The organism is Corynebacterium sp. c25Ua_47, assembly GCF_039907205.1.
Taxonomy (GTDB): Bacteria; Actinomycetota; Actinomycetes; order Mycobacteriales; family Mycobacteriaceae; genus Corynebacterium; species Corynebacterium hiratae.
Map to the genome: position 1 here is coordinate 26,042 of NZ_JASBOH010000007.1, position 19,094 is coordinate 45,135.

The 19,094-nt window shown below is 61.3% G+C and carries 11 protein-coding genes; 4 read left to right on the top strand and 7 right to left on the bottom strand.

Translation table 11 applies throughout. From position 1 onward, the window contains the following. Positions 1–2: 2 nt before the first annotated feature. The 5 genes from QKE52_RS07730 to QKE52_RS07750 form a co-directional block, all read right to left on the bottom strand. Positions 3–2,456: a hypothetical protein gene (locus tag QKE52_RS07730; RefSeq protein WP_347948510.1), complete on the bottom strand. Its 2,454-nt coding sequence runs from the start codon at positions 2,454–2,456 to the stop codon at positions 3–5. Between the two features lie 23 nt (positions 2,457–2,479). Continuing rightward, on the bottom strand, positions 2,480–5,317 hold the full coding sequence (locus QKE52_RS07735; RefSeq protein WP_347948511.1) for a hypothetical protein: 2,838 nt from the start codon (positions 5,315–5,317) through the stop codon (positions 2,480–2,482). Next, on the bottom strand, positions 5,317–8,985 hold the full coding sequence (locus QKE52_RS07740; protein ID WP_293775840.1) for a tubulin-like doman-containing protein: 3,669 nt from the start codon (positions 8,983–8,985) through the stop codon (positions 5,317–5,319). Before QKE52_RS07740 ends, QKE52_RS07735 begins: the two co-directional genes overlap by 1 nt. Before the next feature lie 70 nt (positions 8,986–9,055). Beyond that, a complete protein-coding gene (locus QKE52_RS07745; protein WP_347948512.1) occupies positions 9,056–12,037 on the bottom strand; it encodes a VWA domain-containing protein in 2,982 nt (993 codons plus the stop codon). Continuing rightward, positions 12,037–12,684, bottom strand: a complete 648-nt coding sequence (locus tag QKE52_RS07750) for a hypothetical protein (protein ID WP_232751584.1) — start codon at positions 12,682–12,684, stop codon at positions 12,037–12,039. The genes QKE52_RS07745 and QKE52_RS07750 overlap by 1 nt, the downstream gene beginning before the upstream one ends. Positions 12,685–13,119: 435 nt before the next feature. Between QKE52_RS07750 and QKE52_RS07755 the strand changes: the two genes are divergently transcribed. From QKE52_RS07755 to QKE52_RS07770, 4 genes are all read left to right on the top strand, one after another. Further along, positions 13,120–13,854: a queuosine precursor transporter gene (locus QKE52_RS07755; protein WP_071409824.1), complete on the top strand. Its 735-nt coding sequence runs from the start codon at positions 13,120–13,122 to the stop codon at positions 13,852–13,854. Between the two features lie 119 nt (positions 13,855–13,973). Beyond that, a complete protein-coding gene (locus QKE52_RS07760) occupies positions 13,974–14,183 on the top strand; it encodes a DUF6290 family protein (RefSeq protein WP_070509660.1) in 210 nt (69 codons plus the stop codon). Positions 14,184–14,185: 2 nt separating this feature from the next. Continuing rightward, complete coding sequence (locus QKE52_RS07765; RefSeq protein ID WP_046648850.1) at positions 14,186–14,470, top strand: type II toxin-antitoxin system RelE/ParE family toxin; 285 nt, start codon at positions 14,186–14,188, stop codon at positions 14,468–14,470. Continuing rightward, complete coding sequence (locus tag QKE52_RS07770) at positions 14,463–15,197, top strand: sortase (RefSeq protein WP_347948514.1); 735 nt, start codon at positions 14,463–14,465, stop codon at positions 15,195–15,197. The genes QKE52_RS07765 and QKE52_RS07770 overlap by 8 nt, the downstream gene beginning before the upstream one ends. Here QKE52_RS07770 and tgt read toward each other — a convergent pair. Then, complete coding sequence (tgt, locus tag QKE52_RS07775) at positions 15,185–16,468, bottom strand: tRNA guanosine(34) transglycosylase Tgt (RefSeq protein ID WP_293775852.1); 1,284 nt, start codon at positions 16,466–16,468, stop codon at positions 15,185–15,187. The genes QKE52_RS07770 and tgt overlap by 13 nt on opposite strands. A gap of 6 nt (positions 16,469–16,474) precedes the next feature. After that, complete coding sequence (locus tag QKE52_RS07780; RefSeq protein ID WP_293775854.1) at positions 16,475–18,907, bottom strand: MMPL family transporter; 2,433 nt, start codon at positions 18,905–18,907, stop codon at positions 16,475–16,477. Positions 18,908–19,094 lie beyond the last annotated feature (187 nt).

Here is a 19,094-nt window from a genome sequence, read left to right on the forward strand (position 1 = left end):
ACCTACTGGCCCCCTTGGTAGTACTGGTCCTGGCTGTAATCTAGACCGTAATTCTGCTGGTCATAGCTCTGCTGTTCATACTGTTGCTGACCGTAGTTCTGGTCATAGTGGGGAGTCTGATTCTGCATTGGTGGGTACAGCACCAGCCTGTAGGACACATCGCCTTCCACCACTACGGCTTTATCCAGTGCGCTCAGCGTGGGGGCGGGGTCGCTGTAGCTTTCGGAGAAACTGCTGAAGGCATCCTGCCCGCCGAAGCTATCGAAGGAACTATCAACGTGGCTGTCAAAGCCCTCAACCGCAAAGAGGCGGATAAAGCCCCCGCGCTGGACGTGCTCACCAATTGACACCGTGAAATCCGGATGCTGCCCACGCATCGGACCTAAACCATGAGCAACGTGCGTGGTGCTCTGCAGGTTGGTCTCCACGATGCCAAGCGCCTCGCCGTCTTCGGGGAAAAGCGGCAGACGGTCAGCACGGTAGACCACCTGGCAGGAGAACTGGCGCTTATCACCGTTACCCAAGCTCCAGAGGAACACCCGGACCTGGCCTTGGGAGTAATCGACCTCGAAGTCATACGTCACCGGGCGCAGACCCTCGTACTGAATCACACGTTCTTCTCCCTCGGTGCGCTTACCGGCGAAGACCGCATAGGGCCGCAGCCGCACGGTATCGCCGTGCTGATCCAGGTGCAGGCGGATGCCTCCCTGGAGGTCGTAGTCTTCCTCACGAATCTGATCGTGCTCGCGGTTGGTGGAGTACTCCACGGCGGTCGCGCCCTTCGGCCAGTCGAAAGTAACGAGCTGGCTATCCACGCGTTCAATCAGCCGGAACTGGTCATCCTCGATGGACTGCACGCGCTGCAACACCTTGGATTCACCGACCCAGGCATCAGCGTCGTTGAAGTTCACTGGGGTGATATAGACCTCGTACCAATCCGGCGGCCACGGCACCGTCGTGGTTTGGAAGGAGCCCGGCTCAGACACGCCGCGGGTCTCGCTGATAGCACTCGACAGCGCACTTTCGACATACGTCTTCGGCACCGCCGACGTACGCAGATCCGCCTGCGGGGCGGTCGGCGTGAGATAGATCTTTACCTCACCGGTCTTGGGCGAATACCAGTCCACCTCAATGGAATCTTGGCCATAGTCACTGCGCCGCTCGCAGCGTGAAAGCTCCAGCTTTTCAAGCTCGCTAGCCAGCTTCACCGAACGCTGAACGGCAACCTCGTCCTGGCTCTGCTCGGTAGCGCCGTGAAACTCCGCTTGGCCCAGCAGGGAAATGACCACGGTCTGCCCGGCTTCCTGCACCGGAATGGTGGCCTTGCGCCCGCTGCTGTCCACGTCTTGTTCGAAGCGCGGTGACAGCTTTTCCTTCTCACTATCCCGGCACGCATAAACCATGGCGCTCGAGTGTCCCGGCAGCAGGTCCCAGGACACTTGGATAGCACCCTTGATAGTGGAAACCTGGACGTTGACCGGTGGGAAAACCACGCCGGTGTCTCCCATAAAGACTGGCTGGCTGTTGATGAGCTCACGAAGGTCTCGGCCCTTGTAGGCCCACACCGCGTAGTGGCGCAGACCTGCCTCGCCCGGGGTGTGGTCACGGTAGGCGGTTCCCTTGGTGTAGACGAGGGTGTCGCCCGCGTCGGGTGAGGCAACCATCTCAGAATCATCGGCTACCACTCGGTAGAAGACCACCTCATCCGGCGTGTGGTCCAGCTCAGGCCACCACAAGCGCACCGGATGGCGCTGGTCGGTGTCCTCTGGAACCGGTTCTGGTTCCACGCCATAGCCAGGCTCTTCTTGAGAATCCTGTTCCGGCTGTGCCTCAAGCGGTACCTCAACCTCGAAGTTGATGCCCGGTGGAACCCAGTCTGGTTCTTGGCGGTACTGATACTCCGCCCGGATACCGAAGCCCGGGATAGTGATGTAGTCCTCTTCGTTGACCTGAGTCTTTTGCTCCTCCTCAGCCTGCAGTGCTTCCCACTCAGCGAAGAAGTCGCGAGGACCTGCTGCCGCAGGCTGTGCCTTCTGTGACTGCTGTGGCTGGGGGAATGCCGGGGCTGCCTCCACTCGTGCCGCTTCTTCTCGCGCCGCCTCTTGTTGTGCAGCGCGTTCACGCGCGGCACGCTCCCGCGCGTCCTCTTCTTGTGCAGCGCGTTCACGCGCGGCACGCTCCCGCGCGTCCTCTTCTTGTGCTGCGCGTTCACGCGCGGCACGCTCGCGCGCGGCACGTTCTTCCTGCGTCACCGCAGCGTTGCGCGCCTCCGCGCTCAGCTCCGGATGCGTTACCTCTTCGCCGTTGAACGTGGCGGCGATCTGTTCAGCGAACTGCCTAAACGGTGCTGATACGGCGTCGCGCACATCATCGGCGCTCACGCGCTTGAGCTCGTGCAGCGTCCTCAGCTCACTCAGCGGTACGTCCGCAATCGAAGGTTTCGGGTTGTGTGTCATCAACGTTCCTTAAAGAGGTTCCGTCAGAAGGTTTCGTCGAGGTCTGAGAGGTCCGGGGCTGCCGGCTGACCAAAGAATGGCCGCGCGGCTGAGCCCTCGTTGTTCTCCTGCACCGGCGACTTAAAGTCCATGTGATTCGTGTCATCCAGCTCATCCAAGGACAGATCCGAGGGCTGAGCAAAGGGCTGTGCGCTGGACGACGCATCCGGAATCAAGTACTTGAAATCCGTAATCTTTCCGTACTGCACTACCGTCACAGAGCGTGAAAGCTGGCTGGTCAGCGCGGTCTGGCTGTCGACCTCCACGATGCGCGTGCGGGAGCCATCAATTTCGGTATAACCTTCAGCGCCGCCAGCGCTGGTGAGCGCGTTGGGGCTAAAGGCCTGGAGGGCTCCCTTTTCCTGGTTCATTCCGGCGAGGAACTCGGAGGTGCTCTGCACGCGGCTGCCGCCCTCCTCGCGGAAGGTCACGCGGCTTAGGTAGCGCTGCAGGCTGCGGGTCATCCGCGGGTCCGTGATGACCTTCTGCCATTCCTGTTGCTTCAGGTCACGGTCCTGCATGTACGCGTGATCGAGGTTGCGCGACAGGTTATCCAAGGCAGTGCTGGACCCCAGTCCAGCCATGCCCCACATCTCATTGAGCGCCACGGCCGAGTGGCCAGTGCGGTTGCGCTCGAAGGTGTTATTCATGTCATCGAGCAGCGACTTAAGCGAACGGTGCGCCCATTCCGTCTGGAAGATGTAGGAGCGGATTTCATCCGTCATGCGCACGGCATCGTCGCGGTTGAGCACGGCCTGGGCGATGCGAGCGTTTTCTGGAAGACCCGCTTGCGGTGTCCGCAACCGATCGCTCGACGTCTCCTTGCGGCCGAAAGGTGCGTAGATCGCACGGCCCAGCAGCGCCGACCAGCTCAGGAACTGGTTATAGGCATTAGAGATGCGCGAGATCTCCGCGGAGGAGGTTGCCAGATTCTGGGCGGCAATTTCCTGATTGCGGTTGAGCAGCTTTCGTCTCTGCACGTAGTCAAAGATTTCACGCTGGGCCTTAGTAAAAACCGCCCAGGAGCAGACGAGGAAAAGCACGACCGCCAGGATGATGCCCACGACGTACCAAGGCCAGTCGAACCACTGTAGGTACTCACCCAGCGGCAAGTCTGGGTTGTAGCGCCCGGCCACCATGTAGGTCATGAGGGCAAGCGCCACGAAGAGCACGATCCACATCGTGCGCAGCTTCCGGGTCAGTGCTTTGTTTTCCGCGTTGAAATCACGCGCTTGGAAGTTATTGGCCAGCTCTTGCAGCTCGCGTGCTTTGGCGTGCGCGTCGCGGTACTTCTGCTGGGCATGCCCCAGCTTCTCCCATAGGCCCTGGCCCACCTTCCAGGCGAAGGTGGTGCTGTTCTTTGCTCGCCACGACGCAAACTCGTGCTTCTTGCGGCTCACCGCCTCGTTGCGGGTTTGCTGGCTGGTGTACTCGATGTCTGCGGCAAAACGCTCGGCGCCTACCGGATCGAAAGGCGCGACGGTTGCTTGGGACTCGTGTGTGTAGCCCAGCGTGCTGGTCATCAGCGGGTGGAAGCCTTGGAAGGAAGCGCTGACATCCTGCACAGACTGGCCACCGTATTGCACGATGTACATGTTGCCCTGGTTATTGCGCAGCCCCTTGGTGTCGATGCTCTCGCGCCACGAGCCATCGACCAAGCCGAGTGCATAGTCGTGGTATGCCTCCCACGTGCGCGACAACTGCGGTTCCTGTCCCAGGGAAAAGTGCTGCTCCCGGGCGACCCGCATGGTGTGCTCGCTGGCTTGGCGCAGCTCTTCGACGCTCGTCGCGCCGCTGCCCTTGCCGGAGTGCCCCGCCAAGACGACCTCCACGCTGGAGTCCTCGCCGTAGAGCATCTTCTGCAAGAAGGTAGCCGCGTTCTTGTTCATCGCACCGCGCTGGCCCTCAACCCAATCCTGGGGCTTGCCCACCACAGTGGACCAGTACAAACGCAGATTATCCTTCAGTGCTGCCCATCCGCTGACCTTGTGGGACTGCAGCTCCTCATAGGCGGTCGGGGCGCTGACCAGCGGAGCAATCTCCTGGTTGATGAACATCTGTGCGCACTGCTCCGTGAGCTGCTCCGGGTTGGCATAATGCACGGCGCGCGAAATGTTGTTGACCTGCGGCTGCGGCAGGCGCTGGGCGGGATCGAAGACAGCCTTTTTTACCTTGTCCTCGATGTCATTGGCATCGATGGTGCGGTGAAAAGCGCGTACGAGACGGAAACGCTGCCGGTCACCGGTTTCGATGACGCGGTGCGTCTCCGGATCCAACACGGCCGGTTCCGGCATGCCGCGCCACAGACCGAAAATGCTGGCCACGGCCGGGGCTGCGAACTGTGCCAACTCGAAGCCGTCCGCGGTGCGCTTGATGGGACGGATGCGCGACGACGCCGGGGTTCCGCCCTCCTCCGGAGAGAGCACGAGGTTGCTCCAGCCCTGCAACGGGGCGATGTCCACGCTTTCGCGCGGGAGGGCGGAGAGCAGCAGGCGCACGCGCAGATTGGAGGCCTGGATGAGCCGCTGATCGACGGCGCTGACCCACTCCGTGAGCTTGTCGACGTCCTGCGGTTGTTCCGCGTCCATCGGGTCTATGGTGGCGAGGAGGACGTCCCCGCTGAAGCTGCGGAGGGCCTCGTCGAGTGTCGACAAGCGCGCCGTTCCCTCTTCCGTAAAGGAGCGCACGACGGCCCCACTAGTGGGGTGGGCATAGTCGATCCAGAGGAAGTTCTGCAGGAGACCAACCGCACGCAGATCGCTCAGGCGGGAGCGGATGTCATCCGCGGTGGCGCCGTGTCCAAAGATAATTACGTTCGTCATTAGAAGGTGTCATCCAGGTCGTTGAGGTTGAATTCCGGCGCGGTGGGCTGGGCGAAGCCTGACTCGGAGCTACGCACCTGCGGCTCCGGCTGGGCCACGGGATTCTCCGCCACCGTCTTAGCCTGATCCAGGTAGTTGCGGATGACCGGAACCATCGCGATGACGTCCAGCGCCAAGTCACGGTAGTACGGCGTTATCGAGGCAACTTCGCGGGAACGGATTTCAGCGAAAGGCTTTTCCTTCCGGCCCTGGCCCGGCAGAGCATTGGAGTGCCCCGGCACGAAGTGGTCTGCGCCGCGAGCAAACTTGTCCAGCTCGTTGACGAAAGTTTCGTAGCGATCCTGAATAGAAGTGCCTACAACTCCGCGGTTCGGGACGTCACCGTTAGCCAGGAACTGTGCCAGGCGATGCACCACGGGGTGCGTCGAGGCGCCAGAGTGGGCGAAGTCGAGGCCGTCGTCGAAAAGCCCACGCAACAGTTGGTACGGGTACAGCGAGGAGGCGAAACCGTAACGCCCAGTTTCCTGAACCTTGGCGTAGGCGATGAAGATGGATTCCAGCACCGAAGACATCCAGTCCGACTTCTTGATCATGCGGCGTGGTGAGATGAGCAGCGGGTTCGGGAAGTCCACCCAATCGTTGACGCCGCCATCTGTGTCATCGAAAATGTGGGCCGCGGCGTTGGCAGCATCCGGGTTCGAAATGTAGACGCGGCCGGTGATACGCCCGATGATCCAGCCAGCCACCATGGCCTGGCGTTCCGTGTTCGTCAAAGGCAGTGCTGCCGGCAACGGGCGGGTGCGGCGCTCAGACCACCAGGAGCCGTCGAAATTGTCCTGCTTCTCAATGTCCTTGGCAATGTAGTTGAACATGGAGGAGAAGACGATCGGCGAGTAGTTCGGGTAGGACCCGAAGATCTCAATGTGCTGGACGTGGTCCGACATGTTGAGCGAATTGCGCAAAGCCACGGAAGAAGGACCATCAATCTCAGGGCGGCTCAGCACTGACTCCAGCTGAGCGGCAATGCCGGTCTCCGCAGAGCCCAGCTCCGCAAACGGGATATCGGAGAAAGAGTAGGTGTACTGCACCGACTTGCCGTGGATGCGCTGCACCATCTCATCGTTGACGGCAGCCAATGGGCGGGCATAGCTCAGGGCCAGTTGGAAAGCCTCGATGAAGCGACGCTGACGCTCCGCGTGCTCAACCTCGTTGATGTCTGGGGTGAGCGTGAGGTAGCGGCGCAGGTCCACAGAGTTGAACTTCTGGAACTCGTAGTCACGGCGGTTAATCCACTGACGCGAGCGCTCCAGCAGGTCCGTCGGGCGAATCTTCGCCCGGTAGTGCGCACGCTGTGATTCGCGGGTTTCGCCATTCTGCGGATGGCGCGAGAGGTACTTGGATACCCAGCCGGCCCGGTTGGAGTAGGCATCGTTGGTGCGCTTCTGCGGCGCCAACGTGTCATTCGGCGCCTGGGCCGCATCGAGCGATTCCCATTCGCCGCGGATGACGGCACGCACGGCAAAGGGGTAGGCCTGCTCGTAGTTGGTGACATCCGCGGTGGACTGTTGGCCCTGGATGGTGCGCAGCATCTGGTCCCGATAGTCCGAGATGAAGGAGTTGACGTCGGTCAGCATGATTTCGTTCTCCGCGCCCTTGAAGCGGGATTCCACGACCTCATCGAACTCCGTCGGCCACGAGTTGACCTCATCGGTGCGGACATCAGCCAGCTTGTTGGTTTCCGGGCGCTTCGACACGGCCTTCTCCAACACCGCATGGGCATCTCCCAGCTCGCGCTTGAGATGGAAGAGGTTCTCATCGGCGTAATCCTGAAGGACGTCCTTGAGCAGGTGTGCGATGGCCATGAGGGCGTAGCTGTAGAACTGGTTGAAGTACAGGCCCATGAGCGCATTGACGGTGGGGGTCGGATCCGTCATCTGCCCCTTACCGGTCAATGGGCTGAGGATGGGATCCGCGCCTTCCGGCTTCGTCAGCACGCGGGTGTTTTGGTAGTAGCCGGAGTACTCAGCCAGGCACGGCAGGAGGCGGTCGGAGTTGGTGAGAACGTCCGTGATCTTGGAGAGCATCTCGCGCACATAAGGAACGCCCACCGCGGCCAGCTCCGCCTCCACGGCAGCGAGGACGCTATCGCTGAAGAAGTTGGCGTAGCGGTAGACGATGTCATAGGCGGCATTGTTAAGAACAGATGCGATGGCCTGCTCGTTGCGCGGATCCGCCATGTTGCCCTCGAACTCTTCACGCCATTCGTTAACGTTGCGGCCCTGGCCTACGGGGATGAAGCTCTGCAGGTATTTCGTGGCGCTATCAGCGGCTTGCTGGGCTTGACCGCCAAACACGCTGTTAAGCCAGTTCCACACGCTGCCGCTGTCGATCTGCCCGCCCTGCGCCCAAGAAGGATCGAGCGTGATGGAGCCGAAGGCATTGGGCAGGCGCTCCTCCAGCTTCTTGGCAATCTGCATCTCGCCGGCCTCGGGGTTTTGCGGGTCGAGGTGCCCGTTGAAGAGGCGCTCGAAGGCACTACGCGCAAGGCGCTGGGAGGAATATTCGGCGAAGCGATCGCGGCCCATCGACACCTGGGCATAGCCGAGCGAACCCCAGGGCAGGCGGCCCCACGGGGTTCCACCCGTTGGGCTATCCCAGCCGAAGAAGCGGCGGCCGCCGTCACCGGCCGGAGTGTTAGTCATTGCATAGGACACTAAGTTATCGCTGGCCTTGGTGGAGGCCATCAGTCCTGCCAAGGCTCGTCCCAGGCCACGGTAGATGGACATGGCGGAGCCGTCACCGAAGCGGGCGCTGGTGGTACCCATCTTGGAGCCGATCGGGAAGATGCGGCTGAAGATCTGGCCCTCCGGCGGGGTACCCATGTCGAATGCCTCAAACACAGCGCGGTCGTGGTCACTGGAGTTGCCCACCTGCGCGGCGACGACTTCACCGAACATGGCGAGCGAGTTCGGCCACGCGCCGGCCATGTCATCCGCCTTGTTATCGGAGAAGATCTCCGGGGTGTACATGAAGACGAGCGTGCCCTGCGGGTTCACGTTCGGAATGGTGGTGAGCACGCGGCACACGTCGAGGAACATCGAAGCACCTGCACCGCCCGCCATGGAGGAGACCACGAGGACAACCGGCTGTGAATCGCCGGTATCAGAGTCCAGCTTGGTCTGCTTGTAATTGAGGCGGTTGAGCTCCTGGATCGCCTCCTGCGTGAACATCTCATCCACCGCATCCTTGAGGGCCTGGCGAATCTCCTTCAGGTGCGGAAGGGTCAGCATGCGGCCGATCGCACGGTACTGGCCGGCACCGTCAGCCAGCTTCACGTCATTGGTGGCGGGGTTGCGGGTGGCCCAGGTTGCGATCTCCCCAAGCTTGCCGGAGCGACCCAAGATGCTGGACACACCTTCATCGAAGGTGTTGTAGTTCTGACGTGAACCAATGCCAACGTAGTGGCCACCGTTCTGGGTAACGTTCGGCAGCTTTTGTGGGCCGGCTTCCTCTTCGAGCGGCACGTCGATGTTGACGAACTGCCAAGCCTTGGGCAGCTCGGTTAAGTCCGGGTCGATGCTTCGCAGCTCGGCCTTGAGCTGGTCCATCATGAACGCCAGTGTCTTGGCGCCGGAGCCACCGCAACCGACGACGAGGAACTTCTTCATCTCTAATTACCTTTCGAAGGGGAGGTTCGCTTCTGTTCTAATTAGGTTTGGTGTGTGATGCTCAACCGGCTTAGCCCTGGGATCCGAATCCCGGGCTCGGGGGCCAGCCGCCATTGTTACCAGGGTTACCAGGATTGTTCGGGCGCTGCTGGCCTGGCTGGCCGCAACCGGGGCCTCCACCGAAGCCGGATCCGCCACCAACGTTGGGGCCACCGCCAAAGCCGGGGCGCCCTGGCCCGCCTGTGGGCCCTGGCTGGCCGTGATTCGGTGGACCGGATGGCTGGGACGGCCCAAAGCCTCCGTGCTGCGGCGGTTGCTGCTGCGCACCATTGCGGGGAGCACTCTGCGGGCCGCGCTGCGGCGTAGGTGGTTGGCCAGGGTGTGGTCCGCTCTGCGGGGCATTCGGCGGCTGCGGGCCAGGCTGGCCCGCCTGCGGCGGCGTCTGCGGCGGTGTCTGCGGCGGTGTCTGCGACTGTGACTTCTCGGCGGGGAATTCCACTTGGTCGAAGAGCTGCAGGGCCTGGCGGCTGATCTCCTTCGACATCTCGTCGTACGCGCTGGCCTGCGCCAACGTATCGACAGTCAGGACGATCTCTCCGGAGTTGCGGTCCTTCACGTTGCCCACGAAGAACCACGTGTTCTGCACAGCAAGTGGCAGCACTGCGCGGTAGCCGGACTTCTTGCCCTTACCGGAGATAGTGCCATCGCGCTGAACCTCCACGTGGGCGGCGGTAAAGGGGCTCAGGCCCATCTTTACCTTGGCGTCGTTGCCACCCAGGCGAACAGAACGTGCAGAGGTCTCAACCGGAACAGCACCCTGGAATTCATCCTTGGACACCGCAAATGGGCGGCCATTATCGGTACGTATGAGGTTCGCGCCATCGCGCTTGACCGGGATGGTCTTCGCAAACATGCGCGGCTTCTCCGGAATGCGGCCGCTAATCCACTTCATCAAGTACAGAATTCCCAAGGGGATCAGCAGCGCGAGCACAACCGCAAGGACGAAGGACAGACCGAACGCGGACTTGTTCAATGGCGCGCTCATCGAGCCCTGCAGCGTCAGCGGTAGCTCCAGCTGTTGGTTATCCTCAGCCGACTGCAGGTTAATCACCGGCTCCACGCGCAGCGGGCCATCCGCCATCTCCTCAACGCTCACCGTCACCGGGATGGTCGTCTTCTCATCCTTGGAGAGCTCCAGCGCGGAATCCTCAGAATTGTGCTTGGAGCTCACGGAAACGGAAGGTACTCCTGCGGGAAGCATGCCGTCAGCGGAATCCACAGTCTGGTCTGCTACCCAGACCTTGCCGGGACCGGTCACGGGGACATCGACGGTAATTTCTTTCTCCGTCATGGTGATCGTCTGCGCCGAGCCCACCGTCGGCATATTAACCGGGGTAACGGTCAGCGGCGTTTCCGCGTTGATGGGATCCAGCTTCGAGCCTGGGCGCTCATCGGTGCCCTTGGTGGTGATCTCCACGCGCGTCACCAGCTGACCAGATGCCGCGTTTTCCACTTGGTCCAGCGGAATGTCGACTGGCTGCCCATCCGTGATGGGCGCATTGTCCACGAGGGTGACCGGGGAACCATCCTCCGGTACGAACTCGGCGTGGAGGGTACCTTCGCCCTCCAGCGTGCGCGGCGCGCCTTGGCCATCGACCAACTGCCCCTTCAGGACCTGGTCCGAGTTGATGCCGCCTTCCACCTTGGAGCCGTCTTCCGTCTTGAGGTCCAGGTTGAGGCCCGGCACCATAACAACGGACGCGAGGTACTCACCGTCAGTCCCTTCAGCCACCTTGTAGCCAAAAGTCCAGGCGCCTGCCCAGGGGTCGCCGTCCTTCTCCATCGCGATATCAACCATGCCTGGAAGCTTGCTGTTCTCCGTCACGGAGACCTTCGCGCCGGCTACGTGAGTGGTATCAGGCTTGAGCTCAACGGTTTCACCATCGGGCCCAGTCAGAGTCGGGATGAGCTCTCCTTCCCCAACCGAGCTCTTCGGCACCGCCGACAATCGCACTGGGGACACGGAGTTATCGAGGACGAAATCGAATTGGTCCTTGAGGTTTCCCTCCTTGGTCACACCACCCGAGGTGGGGATGAGGTTACGGAAGGCAGCGAACAGCGCCGCTGGATCCTCACCCGCGTCGAAGAAAGCACCGTTAGGGGCACCCTGGCCGCAGTCTTCGCCCTCCGCCATGCGGGTGAGCTGGCGGACCTGATCTTGTGCTTCTGCAGCCGGCACGAGGCCCACGTTAAAGAGGCGGATATTGGAGTTGCGGAACGCGGTGACAGAGGAATTAACCTCACAGAGCTTGTCCTGCGCTCCCTGGAGATCATGAGCCTCGGCATCGGTGTAGTACTTGCCATCGGTAAAGAACACGATGGCGCGGCAGCTGCTGCCCTGGTGGGAAGCCAGTTCCTTGAGTGCTCCCTTGTAGGCCACGCCATAGTTGGTTTCTAGATCCGCAACACGGTCCTCCTGTCGGAACTTGTCCAGTTCGCCTTTGAGAGCATCCCCGTTGCCGGAGACGTTGGTCCACCCGCCATAGTCAGCCGGATCGCTGTAGTACTCGGAGCCGAAACCGGCGATCTTGACGTTGATGTCTGCGCCATTGTCCTCCCCGAGGTTGGCCAGCTGCTTGACGATGTCCGCCGTGGCGTCAACGCGGAAGAAATCAGCATCCGTCGGCTTCGATCCCTCATAGCCCACCAGCGAGGCCGACTGGTCAAGAACGAACAACAGGTCCGCGGATTTTTCGCTGGCGATGCAGGAGCCAAAATCAGAGAGGTTCTTTTGCGAAACCTCAGAAAGCGCGGACTCGGAGCCGATTCCCTCAACGTGCTCCTGCGGCGGCTGATTCTCTCCGCCGTGGTCTTCTGGGTTCTCCCCGTTATGTTCTTCCGGCTGAGCGTCCGGGGCCTCTGGTGCAGGAGCCTCCGGCGCGGGGGCATCTGGGGCCGGAGGAGCCTCCTGTGCCACCGCTCCCAGGCTGCCGCCGAATCCGGCGAGTGCCATCGCCGCGGACAGGGCAAGTACACGAGTGAGCTTCTTCATTAGACGCCAACCGCCTTTCCTACGTAGAAGGCGATTTCCACCGCAGCGACAATAACAAGGACAAAGCTCCCGCCCATGATGAGGCGGTACAGCAAGGTTTGCGTGGTGTCCTCTACATAAAACGTCTCAGCCTGGCGCTGCGTGTTCTTCAGCGTATAGATACCCAAAAGGATGAAGGATACGATTCCAGCCAGCAGCCAGCCGCCAATAGCCAGGCCAAAGAACAAGACCTGTGTAGGGGCGGCCACAAGCGGGGCGACAATCAACAGGATCAACGCAATGACCGCAGATACGCCCGCTGCGATGAGAAGCGGCCATGGTCCCTTCGTGGGGCCCGTGGGTGTTGCCACCTGGCGGCGGTAGTCCGGCGCCGGGGAAGACTGGCCGAAGCCATCCGGCGAGCCCGGCGCGCCGAAGGAGCCACTGGCACCCGAATCGGAACCTTGGCCAAACCCAGAACCCGAGGAAGGCTTCTGTACGGGGTTCTGCGCAGGATTCGGTGCACCAAAGCCACCGAATCCGCCAGGTCCACCGGGCGCGCCAAACCCAGAGCCAGAACTGTTTCCGGACCCTGTGCCTGGCTGGGGAGCCCCCTGTGGCGGGCGCCCGCCGAACTGTGGTGACGAGCCTGGGGAACCAAACGTCATATCGATGACCTTCCCTAATGCGAAGTTGTGCCGCCGACTAGCCTCTACCTACTCCATCGAAAGGCGCAGAAGGCGAAAAAGACCAGCCGGAGGCTTAAGGACTAGAACCAAGGTAGCCGTGCCCCCTGACACGGCCTGCCCTTCAGTGGCCCGAAATTCGAACGCGCCCGAATTTCTTCGAGCGCACCGTGGCACAGTAGACAGGAAACGTGCAGGGAACACGAAAACACTGCAAGCAAAAGAATGCCACACTAGGAGCGTTTTTTCTGCCCACTTCACAGATCTTTATGGGTGGACTACCGGAACTGCCTCCCAGGAAGGTGCAGCTCAACTGCTCTTTCTTAAGGAACGAGGAGGAATGGGAGCACTCCCCGTCTGATGGGAATCAATTTCCCCATTTCTGCTTCCCCCATTTTCGTGGAAAGATGCTGAGCCATGACAACTCAATCGGCAACCGCAACCACCGCAAACGGTGGCGAGAGCATCCGATTCATCCCGGTACATTCCACCTTGTACCCGTGGCTGGTCGCGGTGTTCGTCGTTACCTTCCTCATCTCGAACATCAACGCCACGAAGGGCGTCCAGCTCGGCCCACTCATCACCGATGGTGCCTTCTTCCTCTTCCCCCTCGCCTACATTGTGGGCGACGTTCTCTCCGAGTGCTACGGCTTCAAGTCCACCCGCCGCGCCGTTTATATCGGTTTTGCCATGGCTCTTTTGGCCGCGGTTTCCTTCTACATTGCAATCTGGCTGCCCGCGGCTGATTTCTACGAAGGCCAGGAAGCTTTCGCCGCCACGCTCGGCCTGGTTCCGCAGATCCTGCTGGCTTCCCTCGTCGGCTACGTCGTGGGCCAGCTGCTCAATTCCTTCACCCTGGTGAAGATGAAGGCCCGCTCGGGCGAGAAGGGCCTCATCGCTCGCCTTGTTGCTTCCACCGTCGTCGGCGAATTCGGCGATACCCTGCTGTTCTGCGCCATCGCCGCACCCGTCATCGGTATCGACTCTTTCGGTGGCTTCCTGAACTACGTCGTCGTGGGCTTCTTGTGGAAGACCGCCTGCGAGGTCATCATGCTTCCACTGACCACCCTGGTTATCTCCTGGGTCAAGCGCCGCGAGGACTACGTGCCTATCGACGAGACCGAAACCCCTACGGCAGCGCCCTCTAAGTAGCAGCGAAGCATCCCAGACTTTTAACCCCCTTGGCACGCACTGTGCTGAGGGGGATTTTTCACTCTTCCCTTCACCCTCCCCATAGAATACAATGTATTCACGATGGTTAAGGAGGAGATATGGCTACTTTGACAATTCGCATGGATGATAACGACGCTGAGCTCGTTCGAAATCTAGCCGCCTTTGAAGGACATACAATATCTGACTTTGCCCGAGCAGCGCTTTTAGAACGGGTCGAAGACTACTACGACCTTCAGGAACTGCGCGCAGCAATGGCAGAGGATTCTGGCGAACGGTTTAGCCTTGATGAGGTCCTCGAGGATCTCTAAAGATGTCGGAGGGAATCACTTCATATCACGTCGAATTCACTTCGAAAGCCCGGAAACAGCTAAAGAAGTTTGACCGATTCGATGCGCGAATCATCGTGACGTGGATCCAAAAGAACCTCGAGGGCTGCGAAGACCCTCGAGCTCTCGGAAAAGGATTGACTTCAAACCGTTCAGGTGAATGGCGCTATCGGGTCGGTTCTTACCGCATTCTGGCGTACATCCACGACCAGAAAGTAACGATTGAGGTATTCGCTATTGGCCACCGGAAGGACATCTACGATGCATAAGCATCTACGAGGTTCCCTCCTCCCCATCCTTGGCCTGGCTACAGCCTTCAACCTTGCGGCATGCTCGGGTACAGAGGAAGTCACCACGTCGTCTGAAACGACGAGCCACGCGGCACCGGAAACGACGGCGGTGAGCAGTGAGGCGTCGTCAAGCGCAGCACCCAGCACCACCCCTCCCCCGCTCAACCAAGGCCCAGCACCCGCTCTGACCGGCACGTTTGAGATGGATGGCCCAGCCACCATCACGGGCGCGACCTATGATTCGATGCCCTTCGTCGTGCCCCTCAACCCGGCCGGTCCGCAGGAGACCATGGTGCGATGGGTACAAGACTGGGGCGAGTCCCCCGCCACGGCGGAGCAGGGCACCACCTACGTGTTGGGCCATGCCTGGGGCCAGCAGAAACTGGTATTCAACCCCTTCTCCGAGGTGGTCACCGCCGACGTCGATCTGAGCAACCCCACCACCGTGGAGAGCCTCGACGGCGTCGAGGTGCAGCGCTTTACGACGCCCATCCTCAACGGCTCCCACATCCGCATGACCTCCGAGGGCGGTGCCGGGCGCGAGTGGATCGTGGATAACGCCTTCCTAGTTGATAAGGAACAACTAGGAAGCGACGCGGACCTGATGAATACCGAGGTTCCCGGGCGCATCGTACTCATCGCCTGTGCGGTAGACGGCAGCACTGACTTGGCGTACAACGTGATCGTCACCGGTCACTTGGCGTAATAGCGCCCCAGGAATTCATCGCGGTAGGCCTCGTAATAACCGCCGTCGATGGACTCCCGGATGTTATCCACCAGGCGGATCATGAACTCTAGGTTGTGGATGGTGCACAGCGTTCCCGCCAGGAATTCCTTGGCTTTGAGCAAGTGGTGGATGTAGGCGCGGGAGTAATTCTCCGAGACGTAGCCGCCAAATTCTTCATCCACACCAGCAAAGTCGCGCTTGAAGCGCGCATTAGTGAGGTTCATGCGTCCATCGAGAGTGTAGACGCCACCGCGGCGCGCCAGACGGGTCGGCGCCACGCAGTCGAAAGTATCGGCACCAGCCTCAACGGCGGTAAAAATATCATCCGGTTCAGAGATACCCAGCAGGTGCCGGGGCTTATCGACGGGCAACTCATCGCATACCCAGCCCACAATCGTGCCCAGGTTCTCCTTCTCCAATGCGCCACCGATGCCGAAGCCACCGAATCCTCGACGGCCATTTGCCTCGGCGCGATCGGAAAGCTCCACCAACCCGCGCGCGGCCTGGCGGCGCAGATCCTCGTATTGCGCGCCCTGCACCACGCCCCACAGGGACTGGCGCGGCTTCTGCGGGCCGCGGGCGAGCGTCAGTCGGTCGTGCTCATCCAGGCAGCGCTGCGCCCAGCGGCGCGTGCGCTCCACGGATTCCTCCTGGTAGGTGCGGGTATCTACGAGCGTGGTGAGCTCATCGAAGGCAAACATGATGTCCGCGCCCAAGCCATGCTGGATCTGCATGGAGACCTCCGGGGTAAAACGGTGCATGGAGCCATCGATGAAGGACTTAAAGTCCACACCGTCCTCATCCACCTGCGCCATGCGCTCCTTCTTGGCCGCACGGATATCGGAGTCCGTCAGGTCTGCCACGTCCATGGCGAGTACCTTTTTAAAGCCCACGCCGAGCGACATGACCTGGAATCCGCCCGAGTCGGTATAGGTCGGCCCATGCCAGTTCTCGAAGGTAGCCACACCACCGGCCTCGTCCACGATGTCGTGGCCCGGCTGCAGGTAAAGGTGGTAGGCGTTGGACAGGATGGCCTGCGCTCCGGTCAGGCGAATCTGCTCCGGGGTCAGCGTCTTCACCGTGGCCTTGGTGGCCACCGGGATGAACGCCGGGGTCTGGATATCGCCATGCGGTGTGTGAATAACACCGGTGCGGCCGTGCTTTCCCGGCTGCGCTGGGCCGCTCAAGTCCAGCTCCTTCTTCACGTCGAAGGAAAGGTCGGTCTCCAGCAGCGGCTTAGGGTGAGTCATAGGGAACTATTCTACGGGCTGCGCTGCCTTATCCTCTGCTTCACGGGATGCTGCTGCGTGTTTGCGCTCCCATTCTTCCTCGAGTGCGGTGCCCTCGATGTCCAGCTGCGGGATCAGCTTGTCCAGCCACTTCGGCATCCACCACGTGGTATGCCCCATGAGGAACATGGTGGCGGGGACAAGCGACATGCGGACTAAGAAGGCGTCGAAAAGCACGCCCGCTGCCAGCGCGAAGCCAAAGATTTGGATGAAGGGAAGGGGCTGGCTGATAAAGGCCACGAAGACGGAAATCATGATGATGGCCGCGGCGGTGACCACGCGGGCACCGGCGGTAAAGCCGGCGATGGTGGCCTCGTCGTTGGCGTTGTACTTGCTGTACTTCCCGCCGCTGCCCTGCGGGTAACGGGAGAAGTGCTCGCGCATGCGGGTGACCAGGAAGACCTGATAGTCCATGGCCAGGCCGAAGGTCACGCCGATGAGGAAGATGGGCATGAAGGAAATCAGCGGGCCGGGCGCGGGTACTAGGCCGGTGAGGCCGTCCTGCCACACCAGCACGGTCAGGCCGAAGGCGCCGCCGACGGAGAGCAGGAAGCCCAAGCCGGCCACCAGCGGAACCAAAATGGAGCGGAACACCGCCAACAGCAGGAAGATGGCCAGGCCTACCACGATGGCAAGGTACGGCCCCATGGCTTCTTCGAGGCGCTCGGTGATGTCGAGCTGCACCGCGGTCAGGCCGGTCATTCCGATCTCGGCGCCGGTGGCATCCTCCAGCTCCGCGCCGGCGGTGCGCAAGGCGGAGGCGGTGCCAACCGTGGCCTCATCCGTCGGCGCGGTGGTGGGGCTGACCATGATCTGCGCGGCCTTCATATCCTGGCTCACGCCCACCAGCTGGGCGTGCTTGACCCCGCCCACTTGGTTCAGGCGCTGCACGGAATAGATGAAGGAAGAAAGGGCCGCCTTCTTCTGCTCGTCCTCTTCGCCCTCCTGACCCTGGATATAGGGCTGCAAGGCTGCGGAATCCGGGTTCGCGTTAGCACCATCTACGATCACCAGGAAGGGGCCGTTGATGCCGGGGCCAAAGCCTTCGGACAGCAGGTCCGCTGCCTTGCGCTGGGTGGTATCCGGATTAGACGTGGTATCCGCCGGCAGAGCCAGCTCCATATGCAGAACCGGGGCGGTCAAAGCACCGAGGCCGAGCACCACCAAGGCCATGACGACACCGGGGACACGCTGCACCGTGCGCACCCAACGGTTACCCATCGTTGGCTTCGTGCGGCGCGGGCGGCGCTTCGTGGGGTTGCCGGCCACGCCGGGGATGCGCCCGGCGAAGGCTTTATCACCGAGCAGGCCCAGCATCGCGGGCACCAGCGTCAGCGCCACGAGCACGGCCATGAAGACCGTGCCCGCAGCGGCCAGGCCCATCGCCGTCAAGAAGCTAATGCGCGCTACAAGCAGGGCGAAGAGCGCGATGAAGACCGTCGCGCCGGCAAAAACCACGGAGGATCCCGCCGTGCCGACGGCCATGCCGGCGGCGTCTGGTCCGTCCATGCGGGAGCGCTCCTGCCGGTAGCGCGACATGATGAACAGCGCGTAGTCGATGCCCACGGCCAGGCCAATCATGACGGCCAGCACCGGGGTGAGGTTGTTGAGCTCCATCCAGTGGGTGGCGATCATGACGCCCATCGCGCCTAGCCCCACGCCCACGACCGCGGAGATAAGCGGCATTCCCGCGGAGGCCAAGGAACCGAAGGTAATGATGAGAACGATAAACGCCACGGCCAAACCAATAACCTCAGAAATCGAGTTGACCTGGATCTCATCACCGAAGCCCGCGCCGCCGGCCTCTACCTCCAGACCCGCCGCCCGACCAATATCCATGGCCTCATGCACTACGTCTTTATCCGCGGGGTCCACCGAATAGGGGCTTTCCGCATCGAAGTCGAAGGTGGTGTAAGCGATGGTCTCATCAGCATTGACCATGGCCAGGTTATCGGCATCCGCCCGCGCGGTCTCCTCCGGCAAACCCATGGAGGTGAACTGCTCAATGACCTGCTGCTGAAGTGCTGGCGATACCTCAAGCGGGTTGCCCCAACGCTGCTGGCTGCCCTCCGGGATATCAAGGCCTTCAGCAATGTGGTGCACCACGTCCTCGACCGCTTCTTTATTATGCGGATCGCTGAGCTTCTGCCCTTCCGGGGCCTTGAAGACGAGGTTAACCGACGGCGCATTTGCCGGATTACCATTTTCCGGGAAGAGCTCCACCGCGCGGCGGGTGGCATCAATAGCGGGCGTGCCGCTGATGGAGTACTCCGTGGTCATCGGCTTCATCAAGCTCAAGGTTGCTCCACCCGCGGCCGCCACGATGAAGATCCAGGCGATGATGACCTTCCATCGGTTGATGTAAGACCAGCGGCCTAGGTGGTAGAGCAGCTTTGCCACGGAAATTCCCCTTCACATGCGCGATTATTGCTCGCGGAAGCTTTGGTGGTGGACACGAATGTGCACCAGTTTAACCAGTTGGGCTGTGAAGCCCTAACGACATCGTGCACCTAGATAAGCACCAGCTCGTGGTTGAAAGACTGCGGCAGACACCCCGTATTCACAGGCGACCTATTCCCGGCTCTTA